Raw genomic sequence first — 17,267 nt, 5'->3', positions numbered from 1 at the left:
GCCGCGCGGGTCACACGGCGAACGGCTCGCCGCGCCGCGGACCGCCGCGCGGCTGTACAGATGCTTTTGCCTGATGGAAACTGTCGCCTTTCGCCGCGGGCTTTGTGCTTCACTATCCGGTCCGCAACGTACCGATCGGCAATATCTCCGCTGCCTGCCCATGCTCCGTAACAAGATCGCATTGATTCTCCGCTGCTGCGTGGAGGCGCAATGACCGCTCCCGCACAACGTTCCCCCGGCGTCGGCTGGCTGCCGTACCTCGTCGCCGCCACGTTCTTCATGGAGTACCTCGACACGACCGTGATCGCCACGGCGCTGCCGCAGATGGCGCGCTCGTTCGGCATCGGCCCGAATAGCCTGAGTCTCGGCGTGACCGCCTATATGCTCGCGCTCGCCATCTTCATTCCGGCCAGCGGCTGGGTGGCGGACCGCTGCGGCGCGCGCACCGTGTTCTTCAGCGCCGTGGTCACGTTCACGGTGGCGTCGGTGCTGTGCGGGATCTCGCAGAACGTCGACGAGTTCGTGGCCGCGCGCATTCTGCAAGGCATTGGCGGTGCGATGATGGTGCCGGTCGGGCGCATGATCGTCGTGCGCAGCACCGAGAAAAGCAAGCTCATGCAGGCGATCTCGACGATCACCTGGCCCGCCATCGCCGCACCCGTGGTGGGACCGCCGATCGGCGGTTTCATCACGACGTATGCGTCGTGGCGCTGGATCTTTCTGTTAAATGTGCCGTTCGGCATCGCCGTGCTCGCGGCCATCGGCGCCATCGTGCCGAACCTGCGCGGCGAACAGCGCCGGCCGCTCGACGTGGCGGGTCTCGTGCTGAGCGGCGCCGCGCTCACCGCCATCCTTTACGGCGCGGAACTCGCGAGCCAGGTCGGCCAGAATCCTTGGCGCGCAATGGCGCTCGTGGCGGCGGGCGTCGCGATTGGGGTCGTCGCGTTCGTGCATGCAAAACGTCATCCGCACCCGCTCGTCGATGTTTCCACGCTGAAGGTTCCGACCTTTTCCGTCACGATCGTGACCGGCTCGATCACGCGTATCGGCATCGGCGCGGCGCCGTATTTGATGCCGCTGATGTTCCAGATCGGCTTCGGTCTCTCGGCGTTCAAGTCCGGCCTGCTGCTGCTCGCGAGCGCGCTCGGCAATCTCGGCATGAAGGCGCTCACGACGCGCATTCTCGAACGCTGGGGCTTCCGGCTCGTTTCCGTCGTCGACGTCAGCGTCGCGAGCGTCTCGTTGATCGCGTGCGGCCTGCTCACGCCCGGCACGCCGCTCGCCATCGTGTTGATCGTCGTGTTCGTCTACGGCATGGCGCGCTCCATGCAGTTTTCGACCCTCGCCACGCTGGCCTACGCCGACGTCGCGCAGCCGCAAATGAGCGCGGCCAGCACGCTCTGGAGCGCGGCGGCGCAGATGACGATCGGCCTTGGCATTGCGTTCGGCGCGCTCGCGCTGCGCGTGGCCGCGAACCTGAACGGCGAAACCACGGGCCACGTGTTCACGCTCGACGATTTCCGGCTCGCCTTTCTCGCGGCCGGCGTGCTCACGCTGATTTCGGTGTGGGGTTATGCGCAGATGGCGCGCGATGCGGGACAGAACGTGGGCGGCGGCTCGCACAGGCAGCGCGCGTAGGTCACGCCGCGCGCCTGGCGACGCGCGGCGGAACTGCCGTTATTTGGAAAGGCTTGCCCGCACGGTGAATTCCGCTTCCTCGCCCGCCTCGAGTTCATCGGCATGGGCATGCGCCGCGTGGAACTCGTTGGACAGCGGCTCGACCGGATAACCGTGGCGCTCCCAGGCGTCGAGGCCGCCCCTGAGCGCGCGCGCGTGGTAGATGTGCTTGTTGCGCAACTGATCGACGATGCGCTTGGCCGTCGCCTCGTTCGGGCACACGCAGTACACGACGATTGGACGCCCGATCAGCTCGGGTGAGAGTTCTTCGCTCGAATCGAGATTCAGCGGACGCGCACCAGGAATCCGGTAGGCCTCCTTCGCGCGCACGGATTGCGGGCGCGCGTCGAGCACGATGGGCGGCGCGCTCGACTTCATCATCTCGTCGAGCTGATCGGGCGAAATGCGGTGCGTCGCCAGCCAGTGGCGGAACTGCATGCGCCGCAGCCAGCGCCAGGCGAGGAACAGCACGCCCGCCACGGCGAGCACGTCGAAAATCGTCATGCCGTTCGCGCGCACGAACGCCGCGAAGCGGACGATTTCCGCATGCAGCGCCGCGCCGCCGAGCAGCCAGGTGCCCGCCCACAACGCCGCGCCGACCGTGTCCCACAGCAGGAAGACGTGAACCGCCACCGTCGTCGTGCCGAGCAGCGGCGCGGAAATCAGGCCGAGCCCCGGAACGAACTTCGCCACCGCGAGAATGGGCGCGCCGTAGCGCTCGAATACGTTGCGCGCGATGCGGATCGTCGTGTCCAGCGACAGCGAAAAACGCACGAGCCCATTGAGCAGACGCCGCCCGCGCTTGCGGCCTGCGGCGAACCACAGCGAATCCGCGAGCAGCGTCGCGATCACGGCCGCCGCCAGCAGGCTCCCGTAGGACGTCTCGCCGCTCGCCGCCATCGTGCCCGCGAGAATCAACACCGGCGCGGCCGGGACGGGCACGCCCAGTTGCGTGACGAGTACGCTGAGAAAGACCGCTCCGGCGCCGAAATCGGGTGGAATCGCGGTGGGGAGCGTCAACATTTCGAGATAACCTGCGCGCAGGGATATTCAGGTAAGGAAACGTGGCGCGCATACCGCGCCGGCCGAGGGTGGAGATTACCCCAACGTGCCATTCCTTGCTCTCGTTGACGCAGGCTTCGCGGCGGCATCGGGCGGGCGATCCGGCCCCGCTGCCGGCGCTTTCGCGGCGATGCGAAACGGTGCTAATCTCCTAAAAGTTGCTTTTTCCAGCCGTTTTCCGTCAAGACACATGCGTTACTGGCATCTCGATCGACCGAGGCAGGCAGGTCAGTTAGACCTCTCGCGCGTCACCAGCCTCGTTTCGGCCATCGGCCGCGACGACGCCAACGCACTCGCCGCCGAAGTGCTGAACATGCTCGGCCCGGCGACGTCGGTCACGCAGTGCACCGTGTTCGCCTACGAATTCGGCAACCGGCCGCGCACGGTTTCCGTGGCCGATCATCGCGGCGGGCGCTTTTTGCGCGACGTCGCCGACACCTACGCGCGCCTCTTCTACGCGCTCGACGGCAATCAGCAGATCGTTTGCGGCACCTCGGCCGACAAGCCCGGCTCGTCGCTCGTGCTGCACTGGCAAAGCAGCGCGGACATCGCGCACGATGGTTATCGCACCGCGTGTTACGCCACGCCCAACGTATCCGACCGGCTCTCGCTGCTGCTGCAGCCCGCCGCCGACATCTGGCTCTCCGTGAACCTGTACCGCGAAAGCGACGCCGGCAATTTTCAGCCGGGCGAAGTGGAACTGGTCGAATCGCTCGCGCCGCTGATCGGCGAGTCGGCCCGGCACCACTACACGATTCGCGGCCAGAGCCAGCTCGGCATTCCTCAGATGATGCTCGCGCGCCTGCGCGGGCTCTGCCCCACGCTCTCCAAACGCGAACTCGACGCCCTGCGCGGGGTGCTCGAAGGGCGTAGCGCGGTTGAAATTGCCGAGTGCATGGGCGTGAAGCCCAGCAGTGTGGTGACGTATCAGAAACGCGCCTATCAGCGGCTGGGCATTTCGAGCCAGCGGCAGCTTTTTGCGCTTTGTCTCGCGACGGATCACGGTTAAACACCCGCCGCAAGCGCGCGCACAAAACCACTGCGCAAAATATCCGCCCGTAAGCCCCCTGTACCCAAATTGAGGACAGCGGGCCGCGCCTCGCGCTCCATACTGCCTTCATCGCCAGCGCCCCGCTCGGGGCATGCCGGCAAGCACAAGACTTACGTATCGGAGACGCAATCCCCATGAGCGCCGGATTCAAACCCTATCCGTTCGAGGCCAGGCAGCACGCCGCCCGCCTGCCCGAACTCGAAGGCGGCCGTGAAGCGCAACGCCACGCCGTGACGATCGTCGGCGGCGGTCCAGTGGGCCTCGCCATCGCGCTCGGCCTCGCGAAGCACGGCGTGCGCTCGGTGCTGATCGAAGCCGACGCATCGGTCTGCTACGGCAGCCGCGCGATCTGCATTTCGCGCCGCAGCCTCGAAATCATCGAGCGCCTCGGCGCGCTCGACGGCTTTCTCGCCAAAGGTCTGCCGTGGACCGGCGGCCGCAGCTTCTATCGCAACGACGAAGTGCTGCACTTCACGATGCCGCAGGACGAAAACCAGAAGCTGCCGCCGATGGTCAACCTCGCGCAGTACCACATCGAGCAGTTCCTGCTCGACGCAGCGGAGCGGCACGCCGATCTCATCGACATTCGCTGGTGCACGAAGGTGACGGCCCTGCAAGAAGACGCGCATGGCGCCACGCTCTCGCTCTCCACGCCCGCAGGCGATTACACCGCGCAGACCGACTGGCTCATCGCCGCCGACGGCGGCCGCAGCACGGTGCGCGAGTCGCTCGGCCTGAAGCTTCAGGGCACGAGCTATGAGGGCCGTTATGTGATCGTCGACATCCTGCTCGACAGCGCGCGGCCCACGGAGCGGCTCGCGTATTTCGACCCGGCGTCGAATCCCGGCTCGACCGTGCTCGTCCACAAGCAGCCCGACAACGTCTGGCGCATCGACTATCAGCTGCGCGACGGCGAGGACGCCGACGAAGCGATCAAGCCCGAAAACGTCATGCCGCGCGTGCAGAGCCTGCTCGACATGATGGGCGAGAAAGCATCGTGGTCGCCGGTCTGGATCACGATCTACAAGGCCAACGCGCTCACGCTCGAGCGCTATCGCCACGGCCGCGTGCTGTTCGCGGGCGACGCGGCGCATCTCGTGCCGATCTTCGGCGTACGCGGCGCGAACTCCGGCATCGACGACGCCGACAACCTGGCGTGGAAACTCGCGCATGTCGTGAAGGGGCTCGCGAGCGACGCGTTACTCGACAGCTACTCCGATGAGCGCGTCTACGCCGCGCACGAAAACCTGAGCTTTGGCACGAAGAGCACAGAATTCATGGCGCCGCCGTCGTTCGCCTTCGACCTGATGCGCACCGCCGTGCTGAGCCTCGCGCGCGAGCACGCCGCCGTGCGCTCGCTGATCAATCCGCGCCAGACTTCGGCCATCGCCTACGCGGCCTCGCCGCTCAACGCGGCCTCCGACGCATTCGCGAGCGGTCCGGTGCCGGGCACGGTGCTGCCCGAATGCCCGCTCACGATCGTCGATCAGGCTGGCGTGCGTGAAGGGCACATGACCGACTTGATCGCGCCATGCTTTACGGCGTTCTACTTCAGCGAGGATGGCGCGACGCCCGCCCCGATCGCCGCGCTCGAAACGACGCTGGCCGCCCGCGCGCTGCCGTTCGCGCTGGTGCCGCTCGCACAGCGCCAGCCCGACGACGCATCACGCCGCAGCGGCTGGGACCGAACGGGACGCCTGTTCCCGATGTACGGCGCCAAGCCCGGCACGCTCTACCTCGTGCGCCCGGACGGCCACGTGCTCGGCCGCTGGCACGGCGAAGCCGGCACAGTCGCCACGCAGGCGCTCGCCGCCCTTGACCATGCGCTGTGCGCCTGAGCGCTGGCGGAATCAAGTACAGATGGAGAAAGCCATGACCGACAGCGAACTCGACACCGTCTACACGCACTTGTGCAAGACCATGACCAATCTGGGCGAAGTCAACGGCCCGCTCTTTCTTGCGCGCTTCGCGCTGCTCGCGATCGAGCGGATCGGCAACGCGCAAACCTGCCTCGGGTTGATCGACGCCGCAGGCAAGAACGTTTCGGCAGCCGTGCCGGAATAAGGGGAAGCGCGGCACGCCTCAGCGCTGCGTCGACTGCACGAGTCGCGCGAGGCGCGAGCGGTTGCTGACGCCGAGTTTCTGAAACGAACGATCGAGATGAGTGCGCACGGTCGTATAGGAAATGCCTAGCCGCTCGGCGATCTCCTTGTCGAGCAGCCCTTCCACCACGAGCGCGACCACGTCGCGCTCGCGCCGCGTCAAGCGGTTGATCGCTTCGTTATCCGCAGTGGATGGGTCGGCTGGCGGCGGCTGAACGTGGCCCGTCTGCGCGCGCGAGCGCGCCAGCGCGGCGATGAAAGCCGGGCGCACCAGATCGAACAGCGCCAGCTCCCGATCGGAAAGATGCTCGCGCCGCTTGCCGCGCCCGATGCGCAGATGATCGAGATACTCTTCGCCCGACCAGACGAACAGGTCCGCGCCCGCATGCAGGCCGTCGGCGCGCAGCAGTTCGAGCAGGCGCCGCCCCACTTCGAGACGCAAGGCACCCTCGGGCAAGATAGGGTCGGCCAGCAGCTTGAAGACGTCGGCGATCAACGCGAGTTCGCGGCTCGTCAGGTCCATGCTCGGGTGCGATGAGAAGTGGGCGCGCGCCCCGCTTGCGCGGCGACGCAAACGTCAGAGCTTAATGACCTCGCCTGACGGATTCAATATGCAGTGCGACTGTAAAGCGTGAAGCGGGCATGCCGAAAAGAAAATGGGGCGGCAAATGCCGCCCCAAGAAAAACACACGCCGGCAAAGGGCTGTCTTCCGCCGGAGGTTGCATAGTACGCGATGAATTACGGAGCGGCATCCCCAGATTTGAGGACAAACGCTCACGTCATGCAAACTTTTGCCGCCTCATGCCAGCTTGCCGATGCGAAATGGTTTGCTTTCATGCGCAGCGCATCGTTTCGCATCGGCGTCGCGGTTTTACTGGATCAGACGCGAGACGCCACGGCCGCGCGGATCGGAAACCGCGTCGGGCGTATCGCCGTTGATACGGATCGCCTGGATGTCGCCGTTGAAGTCCTGCGCCTTCAGCACGTAGCCCTTCGCCTCGACCTGCCTGGCGAGTTCGCCGTCGATCGGCGCATACGGCTCCCAGAAAATCGTGTTGGGCGGCAGCAACTGGTGGTGGAAGCGCATCGCCGCCACCGCGTCCTTCAACGGCATGTCGAAGTCGTAGTTGTTGTTGATGACCTGGAACACCGACGTGAAGATGCGCGAGCCACCCGGCGTACCGATCACGAGCGCCACCTTGCCGTCCTTCGTGAGGATGGTCGGCGTCATCGACGAAAGCGGACGCTTCTTCGGCGCAATCGCGTTCGCGTCGCTGCCCACCACGCCGAACATGTTAGGCACGCCGGGCTTGGACGCGAAATCGTCCATCTCGTCGTTGAGCACGATGCCGGCGCCCGGCACGACCACGCCCGAACCGAAGTAGCCATTGACCGTGTACGTGTTCGAAACGGCGTTGCCCCACTTGTCGACCACCGAGAAGTGCGTCGTCTCCGCCTTCTCAGGCATCGAGGTGCCGAGGCCCGGTTGTACGCTCTTGGTGTCGGATGGCTTGTCGGGGTCGACTTCGGCAGCGCGCTTCGCGAGGTACGCGTCGTCGGTGAGCTGCGCGACCGGCACCTTGTAGAAGTCGGGGTCACCGAGATATTGCGCGCGATCCGCGAACACGCGCTTCTCGATCTCCGCGATCAGATGGATGTACTGCGGCGAATTGAGCTGCACATCCTTGAATTGCGGCGCCAGCATCGACTTCATCTTGAGCAGCTGCACGAGGCCCACGCCACCCGAGCTCGGGGGCGGCGCAGTGATGATCTCGTAGCCGTTCCACTTCGCCTCCACGGGCTGGCGCCACACTGCCTTGTACTCCTGCAGGTCGCGCTTCGTGATGAGGCCTTGACCCTTCATCGAAGCGGCGATCAGATCCGCGGTCTTGCCGTCATAGAAGTCCTTCGCGCCCTGGTTCGCAATGCGCGTGAGCACATTGGCGAGATCGGGCTGCTTGAACGTGACGCCCTCCTTCAGGTTGCCGAAGTAGTCGTCGAAATTGGTCTTGCCGGCGAAGTCCTTTTCCGCGGCCTCACGGCGCTTCGCGAGCTGCTCGTCCACGACGAAGCCGTCGCGCGCATATTTGATCGCCGGCGCGAGCACCTGCTTCCATTGCAGCCTGCCGAAGCGCTTCTGCGCCTCCCACATGCCCTCGACCGTCCCCGGCACGCCCACGGCGTCGTAGCCGTAAAGGCTCTTGCCCGGGATCACGTTGCCCTTGTCGTCGAGGTACATCGTGCGCGTGGCGGCGAGCGGCGCGCGCTCGCGATAGTCGAGAAAGTACGGCTTGCCGTTCACGTAGAGCGTCATGAACCCGCCGCCGCCGATGTTGCCGGCTTCGGGGTACGTCACGGCGAGCGAGAAGGCGATGGCGACCGCCGCGTCGACGGCGTTACCGCCCTCCTTGAGGATCTGCTCGGCGGCGTCGGCCGCGTACTTGTCGGCAACGGCCACGGCGGATGCATTGAGGACCGCAGGGCGTTGCTGCGTATCCTTCGCAAAGGCCGGCGTGGCTTCGAGGAAGCCCGTGGACAAGGCGGATAGCGAAAGCAGTGCGAGAGCGGCAGCGGAAATTTTCGTTTTTTCAACCAGCTTCATCGAGTTCACCCCATGATTCGGTTTGTTGGCCTACCAGAAACCTGCCTTGGCCTTATAGCACGCCAGGAAAACGATTGCGATCCGGCGATCCGCTGATTCCGCTGCCGTGCAAGACGGCGTCCGTTCTGGACTGGATCAGGCCTCGCCGCGCCGGCCGCGCGCAATTTCGTCGCCCGCATTCGCGGGCAAACGCATCGTCACCGGAATGGACGCTGCCGAAAAGAGCCCGACCACGAGAAACGCGGGCCAGAAATCGGACCAGACAATGGCCGAATGCCCTTGCACCCGGTGCGAGATCTGCAGCACGAGGCCCGCGATCGTCACGCCGAGGCCGAGCGACACCTGCTGGATCACGCTTGCCACGCTCGTGGCGCGGCCGATGTCGCGCGTCGGAATATCGGCGTAGGCGAGCGAATTGAGGCCGGTGAATTGCAGCGAAGGAAAGATCCCCCCCGCGAGCACGATGACCCAGATGAGCCACACGGGCATGCCCGGCGAAAACGAGCCGCATATCGCGATGGCCGTGCCCGCGAGGACCGCGTTGACCATCAGCGTGCGGCGAAAGCCAAAGCGCCCGAGCACGCGCGAGACGATCGCCTTCATGAAGATCGAGCCGAACGCCGAAGCGCAAGTGATGGCGCCTGAAGCGAACGCCGTCATGCCGAGCCCTTCCTGCAGCGTGAGCGGTAACAAAAATGGCACGGCGCCGAGCCCGATGCGAAACAGCGACCCGCCCGCCACGCTCGCATTGAAGGTGGGGATGCGCAGAAATTTCAGATCGAGCACGGGTCGCTCGACACGTTGCGCATACAACCAATAGGTCACCAGCAGCAACGCGCCGATCACGCACATCGTCACCGCGGTGCCGGTGGCCACGATCTCGCCGCCCACGAGCGAGAGGCCGAGCATGAACAGCGACGCCCCACCCGCAGAGAGCACGAAGCCGACCCAGTCGAGCCGCCCAGGATGCTCCTCGTGCATGTTCTCGATATGCCGGTTCGCGAGCCAGATGCCGAGCACGCCAATCGGAATGTTGATGAAGAAAATCAGCCGCCAGTGCAGATACGTGGTGATGAACCCGCCGAGCGGCGGCCCCACGACCGGGCCAAGCAGCGCGGGCACCGTGAGATAGTTGACCGCGCGAATGAAGTCCGATTTGGGCAGCGAGCGGAAAATGATGATCCGGCCCACCGGCACCATCATCGCGCCGCCGATACCCTGCACGAAGCGGGCGGCCACGAACATCTCGAGCGAGCGCGAAGCCGCGCACAACAGCGACCCTGCCATGAAGATGCCGATGGCAGTGCGAAACACATTGCGCGAGCCGAAGCGATCGGCCACCCAGCCGCAGATCGGGATGAACACGCCAAGGCCGATCACGTAGCTCGTGACGGCCAGCTTGAGTGTGATGGGGTCCTGGCCGAGATCGCGGGCCAGTGCGGGGAGCGCGGTGACGATGACCGTCCCGTCCACGTTCTCCATGAACATCGAGCACGCGACAATGAGCGGAACGATGAATGTGCCGAGGGCTAATGGCATGGGCAGGAACGACGATCAGCGTGGCTGATGGCGTAAAGCTGCCATTATGGCCCTTGTTGCGGAAAACGGGAACCCGGCAACAGATGAAGCGGCGCCCTTTGCGTGTGCGCCACGCAGCAAACGCGCGCGCAAAAAATAAAAGCCGCGAAGCCCGCCTCCGCCATCATGCGGAGACAGACCTCGCGGCCTGATTCAAGCGATCTGCGTGAGGCAATCCGCGCAGATGCTTTAGATAGCGGCCTGCTTCACGCGGCTCACCACGGGACGCAGTTGCGGCAGCACCTGCTGCGCGGCGCGCGTGACGTCGTTGGGAAAGTCGATCTCGATCCACGGCGCGCCGGTGACGTCCGCGGTTTCGAACTCGCTGCCGCGTTCGAGCAGCAGGTCGCGCAGCGCTTCTTCGTGCGGCAGGTTCGCGCGGCCCGTATCGACATAGCCTTCGACGATCTGCGCAAAGCGGCGCGCCGTCGCTTCGTTCAGGCGGAAGAATCCCACCGACTCGCCGATCGTGTCGTATTTCAGACCGACCGCCAGCTGCTTGCGCAGTTCGACGGGCACGCCGTCGCGCAGACACAGCTTCACGGGCTCGTCGCCGGCTTCGAAGTCGCGGTCGATCAAGAGACGGTTGGCAGGCGCCTCGCCCGCCACGAGCGGTGCGAACACGCGCTCGTCGTAGAGCACGTCGGCGTCCATGAGCAGCACATCGCCGCCGCGCGTAAGCGCCTCTGCCGTGCGATGTACCGTGAGCACGCTGCCCAGGTCGAAGCGCGGATTCATCACGACCTCCACCTTGTGCGGCCAGCCGATGCGCTTGAGTTCGGCCTCGACCAGCTCAGGCTGGAAACCGAGCGCGAGCACGACTTCCGTGACACCCGCCTCTTCCAGGAATTGCAGATGGCGTTCGAGCAGCGTCACGCCCTCGAACTGCAGCAGACATTTCGGAAACTGTTCTCCAGCGGGTTGCTGAAGGCGCAGGCCGAGGCCTGCCGCGAGAATGATGGCGCGCATGCGCAAACGTTCCTTGGAAGAAAAAGGTCAATCGGCGACTTCGACAGCGGGGACGCGCAAGGCGCGTCGGCGTTGCCAGCTACGTTCGCTGAAATGCAGATACAGAAGGCCCGGCAAGCCGAGCAGGATTTCTCGCGCGCGCTTGGCAAGCGAGAGCGCGAGCGCCGCCTCGGGCGGCAGGCCGACGAGCGGCGCGAGCAGCAGATAACCGCCCTCTTGCACGCCCAGCGAGCCAGGAATGGCGAAGGCCGCACCGCGAATCGCCTGGCCGATGCTCTCGAGCAGCAGCGCATCGATCCAGCCTGTGGGATGGCCGAGAAAGCGCAGCGCGAGCCACACTTCCACCGTGCCCACGAGCCAGCCCGCGAGGCTCAGCGCGAAGCTGGCCGCCACGCGGCCGCGCCGGGCATAAAGCGACTTCACGGCTTCGTCGATGGCGTCGGCGCGCTTGGCAAGCGCCGACCAGTCGCGCTGGCCGAACACTTTCGATGCCAGACGCAGCAGGCGGCCGAACAGACCGCGACGCTGCGCGACATAAAACAGCGCGATCAGGCCGCCGAGCACGGCGGTTGCGATCAGCGCGGCGACGCCGAGGTCGCGCGGCGCGCCATTCGCGGCGTAGGCCGAAAAAAGCACGATGCCGAATACGGCGAAGACGATCTGCGCGACGGCTTGCAGCGTCGTGCTCACGGTGATGGCCGCAGCCGCATTGCGCATCGACATGCCGCGTTGACCGAGCTGGCGCACCATCGCCACGGGGCCGCCGATCTGGCCCGCGGGCAACAGGCTGTTCACCGATTCGCCGGTCCACCGCGCGAGCAATGCATCGCGCTGGTCGACACGCTCGTCCAGGCCGAAGAGCACGGCGATCGCACCCGCGTCGAGTGCGAGCGGCACGACGTGGAACGTCGCAACGAGGACGAGGCCCCAGCCCGCGGCCGCAAGTGCGCCCGTGACCGAGCCGAGCCCCTGCCAGGCGAGCAGCGCAATGAAGAGCGCCGTGCCGATCGACAGCAGCAGGATGGCAGCACGGCTCACGCCTTGCCTCCGAATGCCTTGCGGAACACCTGGCGGAAACCGAAGTACGCAATCGCGTCCTTCATGTTCGAAATGAAACGCCGCCACGGGCGCATATTCGGGTTCGTCACGTATTCGAGCGTGAGCGAAACGCGCACTTCGCCTTCGAGACTCGGCGTGACGCGATGGCGAAGCTTGTCGCCGTCGAACACGATGAGCGCGCCCGGCGGGTATTGCACCGAACCCGGCTCATCCGCCTTGTTCGGGTCTTTCGTGTGCAGTTCGTAGTCGAGCTTGCACGACGACTCGTCGATTACCCCGAGCAGCACCGTATAGCGGCGGCCGTCGTAGTAGGACGTGTCGTAATGCCAGCCGATGTGATCGCCGGCGCGCGTGTAGTAATAGAGAGCGTAAGCGTGCGGGTCGTCTTCGGGCGAAAGCTGCAGGCGGTCGCCCGTGATCTTTTCGAGCCACGCGATGAGCTGCGGCGAGCGGTAAAGCTCGGCGATGTACGGCGCGAAGCGGTCGATGGTGTGACGGCTCACGCTTCCGCCCGCCTTGTGGCCCGGCAGATAGTTGCGGTTGACTTCGGGAAGCAGCGCGTTGGCCGCGTCGATCAACTGTTGCGTGGCGTCGGCGGGCAGAAAATCGGAGAGATACAGGAACGAGCCCTGGCTCTGATAGTCGTCGCGCAGGCGCGCGGTGTTCAGCGGTTGCAGCGCGCGGCCGATCGCGCCGTCCGGCTCGCCAGCCGCCGCGCGTGAGGCGCGGGCTGGCGCGGGGGCGCGCGGCGCTACGACCTGTTCTTGTTCTGCTTGCAGGCTCATCTGCTGCTCCACACCTGGCGGGTTTCCTTGGCGGGGCGCAGGCGGCGCGTCACGCGCACATAGTCGAGCACCACCCAGATGGCGAACAACGGCGCCCCGATCGAAGCCGCGATAATGAACGGCGACACGACGCCCGTCAGCGTGACAAGGGGTAGCAGATACAGCACGTCTTCGGTCTCGAAGCCGCCGGCGAACGCCTGTTGGGTGCCCGCCTTGCCGGCCATTTCCTCGATGCGCATGCGCAGGAAAAAGATCACGGCGACCGCGACGCCCGCGATGCCGCCCAGCACGGCCGGCGGCGCATGCCATTCGGCGCCGGTGTGGGCGGCCACGACGCCGAGGCCGTAGCCCATGCCGAGGAACAGCAGGACGGTGACGAGCGCGTCCGCCGCGAGATCGTAGAAATGCCCGATGCGGCTGGTTTTACCGCCGATACGCGCCAGTTCGCCGTCGGTATGATCGACAAAATTCGACAGTACGATCAGAAACGCGCCAATATTGACGTGCAGAAAGTCTCCGCGCGCCAGAAAAAAGCCGCCGGCAACGCCAATCAGGAGTCGCAGCGTGGTCAGATGATTCGGGGTAACGCGCGTGGGTACAAGCGGAGTGACAAGCCAGCGCGCCGCGCGAGCGTCCCACGTGCGCGGCGGCGGCACCGCTTTCGGAGCCATTTTTACAGGTTTGTCTTTTTCGGTCATAACCGCGCAATATATACGCCTTCCAGAAATCTTGCAGGTATTCCGACGATCGTCCCACTTTTTGCTTGTGGTTCTGTAAGGCAAAGCGCTCAATCGGCTCCCGCGGCGCCGCAAGCGAAGTTGCCCGAACACGCGTAGAGTGCAACCCTTCGCGCCAGCCCGGACGTTTTGCGTCCAACGGCTCCGGCGCACGCACTTTCGCCATTCACGTAATGAAACGCTTTACCTTTGCCGCCCTTTTTCTCGCTGTCCTGACGCTTCTCGCCGCCAACGCCCGCGCCGCCGCCATCGACGATTCGCTGACCTGCAGCGAGTCCGCACACGACTTCATCTCCGGGCTGATCACGCAAAACCTGATCGATCCGAAGCCCATGAAGGTCGAAAGCAATTCGATCAACGCATTCTGGCCCGCGCGCGGCCAGCACATGACCGCCTATGGCTTCAGCGTGTTCGCCATCGTGGGTTTCCAGAAGGACGACCCGCTCTTCAAGACCGGCGACGGCACACCCATCGCCCCTTCCGCCTACGGGGCCGTCGTGGTCGGCACCCAGACCAGGGTGCAGGCGGCCCTCACGGCGGCAGGCAATAACGCCATCGTCCACCATGCCGGACCGCTATTAACAGCGATCTTCTGCAAGCAGGAGTAAGCGGGCAGGCTTTGAGCGTTATTCGATACGCCCGAAACCGCCTTCGGCCCAGGCCTCGGCGCGGGCTTTCGTGAGCTTGAAGTTCGGCGCGACGCGCGCCTGAGCGAGTTGCTCGCCGAACGCGTCGATCGCGCTGATGAGCCCGTAGGGCTCGTACTCGTCGGGAACGATGTCGAGCGTCACGTCCACATCGCCTTCGGCGGTCTGCACGCTCACGCGCTTGTGCAGCAGTGCGCGCAATTGCTGCTCGTGCCGGCGCAGCACCTCCGAAGCGGTCTTCACGAGCGTGTTGAACGCCGACGTGTCGAGCGGCTTGGGATTCTTCTTGTCACGGCCCATGGTCCACGGGCCGACGAGTGCAGGCTCAGGCTCGCCGTCCTTGATCATTTCGACGGCCCAGCCGTCGTCGTCCTCATTCTTGATCACGCGCGCGGTCCAGCCGTCCTTGCGCCACAGGCGCGCCTCCTGGATCACCTCGGCTTCAGCGGCGAGGTCATCGGCGGGGAAATCGGAATCGGTTGCGGGTGAGGAATCGGTCATGGCGGGGTTTTCATCGGGTTCTGCGGGGGACTTGCCCGTCGCGGGGCAAGGGCAAGATTCTACCCGGATCGCGTCGCGCGTCGGGCACCACGTCTTTCTATCCAGCCGGTTCGGATTATCGCGCCACCAGAGCAGAATATCGACTGGCGATTTTAATCATTGCGCTTTCCGCAACGCACCATTCCGCCTTGCGCATTAATTTAAAATAATTTCCTGCGGGCAAAAAAAACGCGGCCCGAGAGCCGCGTAAAAACAGATGAAAAAAGACCACCCTTGGTCGAGGGCTGAACCCATTGTACCGCCGCGCAATGCGTGGGTTCAGCCCATGATCTGGAACAGTACCTTTCACCAAACGACAAGAATCGCACTTGAAAAAGCGTTGAACTCGCGTTAGGCCAGCTCCTGCGTGGGTTTGTCGCATCGTCGCGGGTGCACAACGGATTATCCAGATCGACCATTTTGTCGCACCCGATAATCCAATAGAAAAAGTCTTTATATGCAATCACTTACGGCGATTAATGCCGATCGCGAAATGAGATGAATGCATTGTTGCGTCGATTTGCGTAAATACGCCGAATACCGGGCTTACACTTCGTTGCGAATCATCCGGGCACGAAATCGATTTTCAGAATATTCGGCCTGAGATTCCCCAAGTTCTGACCGGAGAAAAACATGAAAAAAGCACTCATTGCTGCAGGCGTCCTCAGTGCATTTGCCATCAGCGCCCATGCGCAAAGCAGCGTCACCCTTTACGGCTCGCTCGACGCCGGCATCGTCTACGCGAACAACGTCGGCGGCCACAGCCTGTGGGCTCAGGGCAGCGGCGCTCTCTCGAACAACTACTTCGGCTTTCGCGGCGCCGAAGACCTGGGCGGCGGCCTGAAGGCGATCTTCACCCTCGAAAGCGGCTTCAATCTCAACAACGGCGGCTACAAGAACGGCGACAGCGGCTTTAACCGCCAGGCCTACGTCGGCTTGAAGAGCGACAAGTTCGGCACGCTCACGCTCGGGCGGCAGTACGACTCGATGGTCGACTACCTCTCGCCGCTCTCGGAAGCCGGCGCGGGCTACGGCAACAATCTCGCGGGCCACCCGTTCGACAACGACAACCTCGCCCAAAGCTATTCGATCAAGAACTCGGTCAAGTACGCCAGCGCAAACTACGCGGGCCTCCAGTTCGGCGGCCTGTACGGCTTCAGCAACGACGCGAACGGCTTCGCGAATGGCCGCGCGTGGAGCGTGGGCGCATCGTACGGCAACGGCCCGCTGAACTTCGCGGCCGCCTACTCGCAACAAAACAACTCCGGCGGCCTCGGCGCCGCGAACAGCGCGGCCTCGGCCGACCAGAACATCTCGGCGCGGCTGCAGCGCTCGTTTGGCGCGGGCGTGAACTACACCTACGGCCCGGCACAAGTTGGCTTCGTGTGGACACACTCGCAGATCGACGGCATGCAGAGTCTCTCGAGTGGCGGCAGCGCGCCGCTGCCGGGCCTCTCAGGCCTCAACCTGCACGTCGACAACTATGAAATCAACGGCGCCTACCATCTGACGCCCGCCCTCGCGTTCGTCGGCTCCTACACGTTCACCGACGGCACGGTCACCGGCAACGGCAGCAACAACAGCCCGAAGTGGCACACCGTGTTGCTCGGCACCGACTACTCGTTGAGCAAGCGCACGGACGTCTACCTCGCCGGCGTCTACCAGCACGCTTCGGGCTCGCTCGGCTATAACGCCGACGGCTCGGGCATCGCAAACGTCGCTGCGATCAATACGCTCTCGCCTTCTTTAACGAACAACCAGGTGGCCGCGACAGTCGGTCTGCGTCACCGCTTCTGATCGCTCGCGGTTGGGCAAACCCGGCGCGACCCGCCACGCTGCCTGTCCTTTGCGAAACGCACATGCGCCACAAGCGCATGTGCGTTTTTTCTTGTGAACTGTTGCATCTTTTTACGTCTGCGTGGGCCTTGATTCAGATCAGGGTGCGTATACTCATTGGCATAATCCGCTGCTTCGATATTGTCACGCCGCCTATGAAAACGCTCACGCAACGACTTCTCGCCGCGACTCCGCTCGCGCTCATCGCCGCTTGTGGCTCGACACCGCCGTCCGGCACTGCTTCGAATGGCGAACCGATGATCTACGCTTCGTCGGCGCGTTCGGCGTCGTCGGTCGCGAGCTGCCTCGAAGACCGCTTGCCGCACGTGCACAGTTCGCGCGACGGCAATACGACGGAACTGAGCGTAGGCTCGCGCTCGGACGCGTCGTACTTCGTCACGCTCACGCCGAACGGCCACGGCTCGGTCATTCGCGTGACGCACGGCGCTTCCGCGTCGAACGATCCGCCTGAAGAAGAACTGCGCTTCGACGTGGCGCGCTGCACGACCTGACGCGCGAACGGCTGGCGCGGGCACCGCACGCGCCACACGACGTACCGCAAGTCGCCCGCATGTCACCCCTGTCATAACGGCGACACATCTGCGAAGATTGCGCCCCCTT

At 64.6% G+C, this 17,267-nt stretch carries 16 protein-coding genes; 7 read left to right on the top strand and 9 right to left on the bottom strand.

The features are described from left to right. Positions 1–210: 210 nt before the first annotated feature. Positions 211–1,638: an MFS transporter gene (locus AB3X98_RS22955; protein ID WP_368603614.1), complete on the top strand. Its 1,428-nt coding sequence runs from the start codon at positions 211–213 to the stop codon at positions 1,636–1,638. Positions 1,639–1,677: 39 nt separating this feature from the next. Here the strand turns inward: AB3X98_RS22955 and AB3X98_RS22950 are convergent, their stop codons facing one another. Beyond that, positions 1,678–2,700, bottom strand: coding sequence for a VTT domain-containing protein (locus AB3X98_RS22950; protein WP_133184787.1), 1,023 nt, complete (start codon positions 2,698–2,700; stop codon positions 1,678–1,680). Between the two features lie 229 nt (positions 2,701–2,929). On the opposite strand from AB3X98_RS22950, the gene AB3X98_RS22945 reads away from it, so the two are divergent. The 3 genes from AB3X98_RS22945 to AB3X98_RS22935 all read left to right on the top strand — a co-directional run bounded on the left by AB3X98_RS22945 (position 2,930) and on the right by AB3X98_RS22935 (position 5,854). Beyond that, entirely contained in the window at positions 2,930–3,748 is an 819-nt protein-coding gene (locus AB3X98_RS22945; RefSeq protein WP_368603615.1) for a helix-turn-helix transcriptional regulator, read from the top strand. A 176-nt stretch (positions 3,749–3,924) separates the two neighbouring features. Further along, a complete protein-coding gene (locus AB3X98_RS22940) occupies positions 3,925–5,628 on the top strand; it encodes an FAD-dependent oxidoreductase (RefSeq protein ID WP_368603616.1) in 1,704 nt (567 codons plus the stop codon). Between the two features lie 34 nt (positions 5,629–5,662). After that, on the top strand, positions 5,663–5,854 hold the full coding sequence (locus AB3X98_RS22935) for a hypothetical protein (RefSeq protein WP_368603617.1): 192 nt from the start codon (positions 5,663–5,665) through the stop codon (positions 5,852–5,854). Positions 5,855–5,872: 18 nt separating this feature from the next. Here the strand turns inward: AB3X98_RS22935 and AB3X98_RS22930 are convergent, their stop codons facing one another. From AB3X98_RS22930 to AB3X98_RS22900, 7 genes are all read right to left on the bottom strand, one after another. Further along, a complete protein-coding gene (locus tag AB3X98_RS22930; RefSeq protein ID WP_069267457.1) occupies positions 5,873–6,415 on the bottom strand; it encodes a LuxR family transcriptional regulator in 543 nt (180 codons plus the stop codon). Positions 6,416–6,764: 349 nt separating this feature from the next. After that, the gene (gene ggt / locus AB3X98_RS22925) at positions 6,765–8,495 is read right to left on the bottom strand and encodes a gamma-glutamyltransferase (protein WP_368603618.1); all 1,731 of its coding nucleotides are present in this window, start codon (positions 8,493–8,495) and stop codon (positions 6,765–6,767) included. A gap of 135 nt (positions 8,496–8,630) precedes the next feature. Further along, positions 8,631–10,034: an MFS transporter gene (locus AB3X98_RS22920; RefSeq protein ID WP_069267456.1), complete on the bottom strand. Its 1,404-nt coding sequence runs from the start codon at positions 10,032–10,034 to the stop codon at positions 8,631–8,633. A gap of 228 nt (positions 10,035–10,262) precedes the next feature. Then, a complete protein-coding gene (locus AB3X98_RS22915) occupies positions 10,263–11,042 on the bottom strand; it encodes an NTP transferase domain-containing protein (protein WP_069267455.1) in 780 nt (259 codons plus the stop codon). A 27-nt stretch (positions 11,043–11,069) separates the two neighbouring features. Further along, complete coding sequence (locus tag AB3X98_RS22910; RefSeq protein ID WP_368603619.1) at positions 11,070–12,080, bottom strand: flippase-like domain-containing protein; 1,011 nt, start codon at positions 12,078–12,080, stop codon at positions 11,070–11,072. Then, on the bottom strand, positions 12,077–12,886 hold the full coding sequence (locus AB3X98_RS22905; protein WP_368603620.1) for a 2OG-Fe(II) oxygenase: 810 nt from the start codon (positions 12,884–12,886) through the stop codon (positions 12,077–12,079). Before AB3X98_RS22905 ends, AB3X98_RS22910 begins: the two co-directional genes overlap by 4 nt. After that, on the bottom strand, positions 12,883–13,584 hold the full coding sequence (locus tag AB3X98_RS22900) for a CDP-alcohol phosphatidyltransferase family protein (protein WP_342946641.1): 702 nt from the start codon (positions 13,582–13,584) through the stop codon (positions 12,883–12,885). The genes AB3X98_RS22905 and AB3X98_RS22900 overlap by 4 nt, the downstream gene beginning before the upstream one ends. A gap of 212 nt (positions 13,585–13,796) precedes the next feature. Between AB3X98_RS22900 and AB3X98_RS22895 the strand changes: the two genes are divergently transcribed. Next, on the top strand, positions 13,797–14,231 hold the full coding sequence (locus AB3X98_RS22895; protein ID WP_368603621.1) for a hypothetical protein: 435 nt from the start codon (positions 13,797–13,799) through the stop codon (positions 14,229–14,231). An 18-nt stretch (positions 14,232–14,249) separates the two neighbouring features. Here AB3X98_RS22895 and AB3X98_RS22890 read toward each other — a convergent pair whose 3' ends face one another. Further along, on the bottom strand, positions 14,250–14,771 hold the full coding sequence (locus AB3X98_RS22890) for a hypothetical protein (RefSeq protein WP_069267451.1): 522 nt from the start codon (positions 14,769–14,771) through the stop codon (positions 14,250–14,252). Between the two features lie 672 nt (positions 14,772–15,443). On the opposite strand from AB3X98_RS22890, the gene AB3X98_RS22885 reads away from it, so the two are divergent. Together AB3X98_RS22885 and AB3X98_RS22880 are read left to right on the top strand one after the other, a co-directional pair. Next, positions 15,444–16,607 (top strand): porin, encoded by a 1,164-nt coding sequence (locus tag AB3X98_RS22885; protein ID WP_368603622.1) that lies wholly within the window; start codon positions 15,444–15,446, stop codon positions 16,605–16,607. 296 nt (positions 16,608–16,903) lie between these two features. Next, a complete protein-coding gene (locus AB3X98_RS22880; RefSeq protein ID WP_256094947.1) occupies positions 16,904–17,158 on the top strand; it encodes a sugar ABC transporter ATPase in 255 nt (84 codons plus the stop codon). Positions 17,159–17,267: the final 109 nt, after the last annotated feature.

It is taken from the genome of Paraburkholderia sp. BR14312, from assembly GCF_040948675.1.
GTDB lineage: Bacteria > Pseudomonadota > Gammaproteobacteria > Burkholderiales > Burkholderiaceae > Paraburkholderia > Paraburkholderia nodosa_A.
Note: the sequence above shows the minus strand (reverse complement) of the source record. Positions and strands in the feature narration are given on the sequence as shown.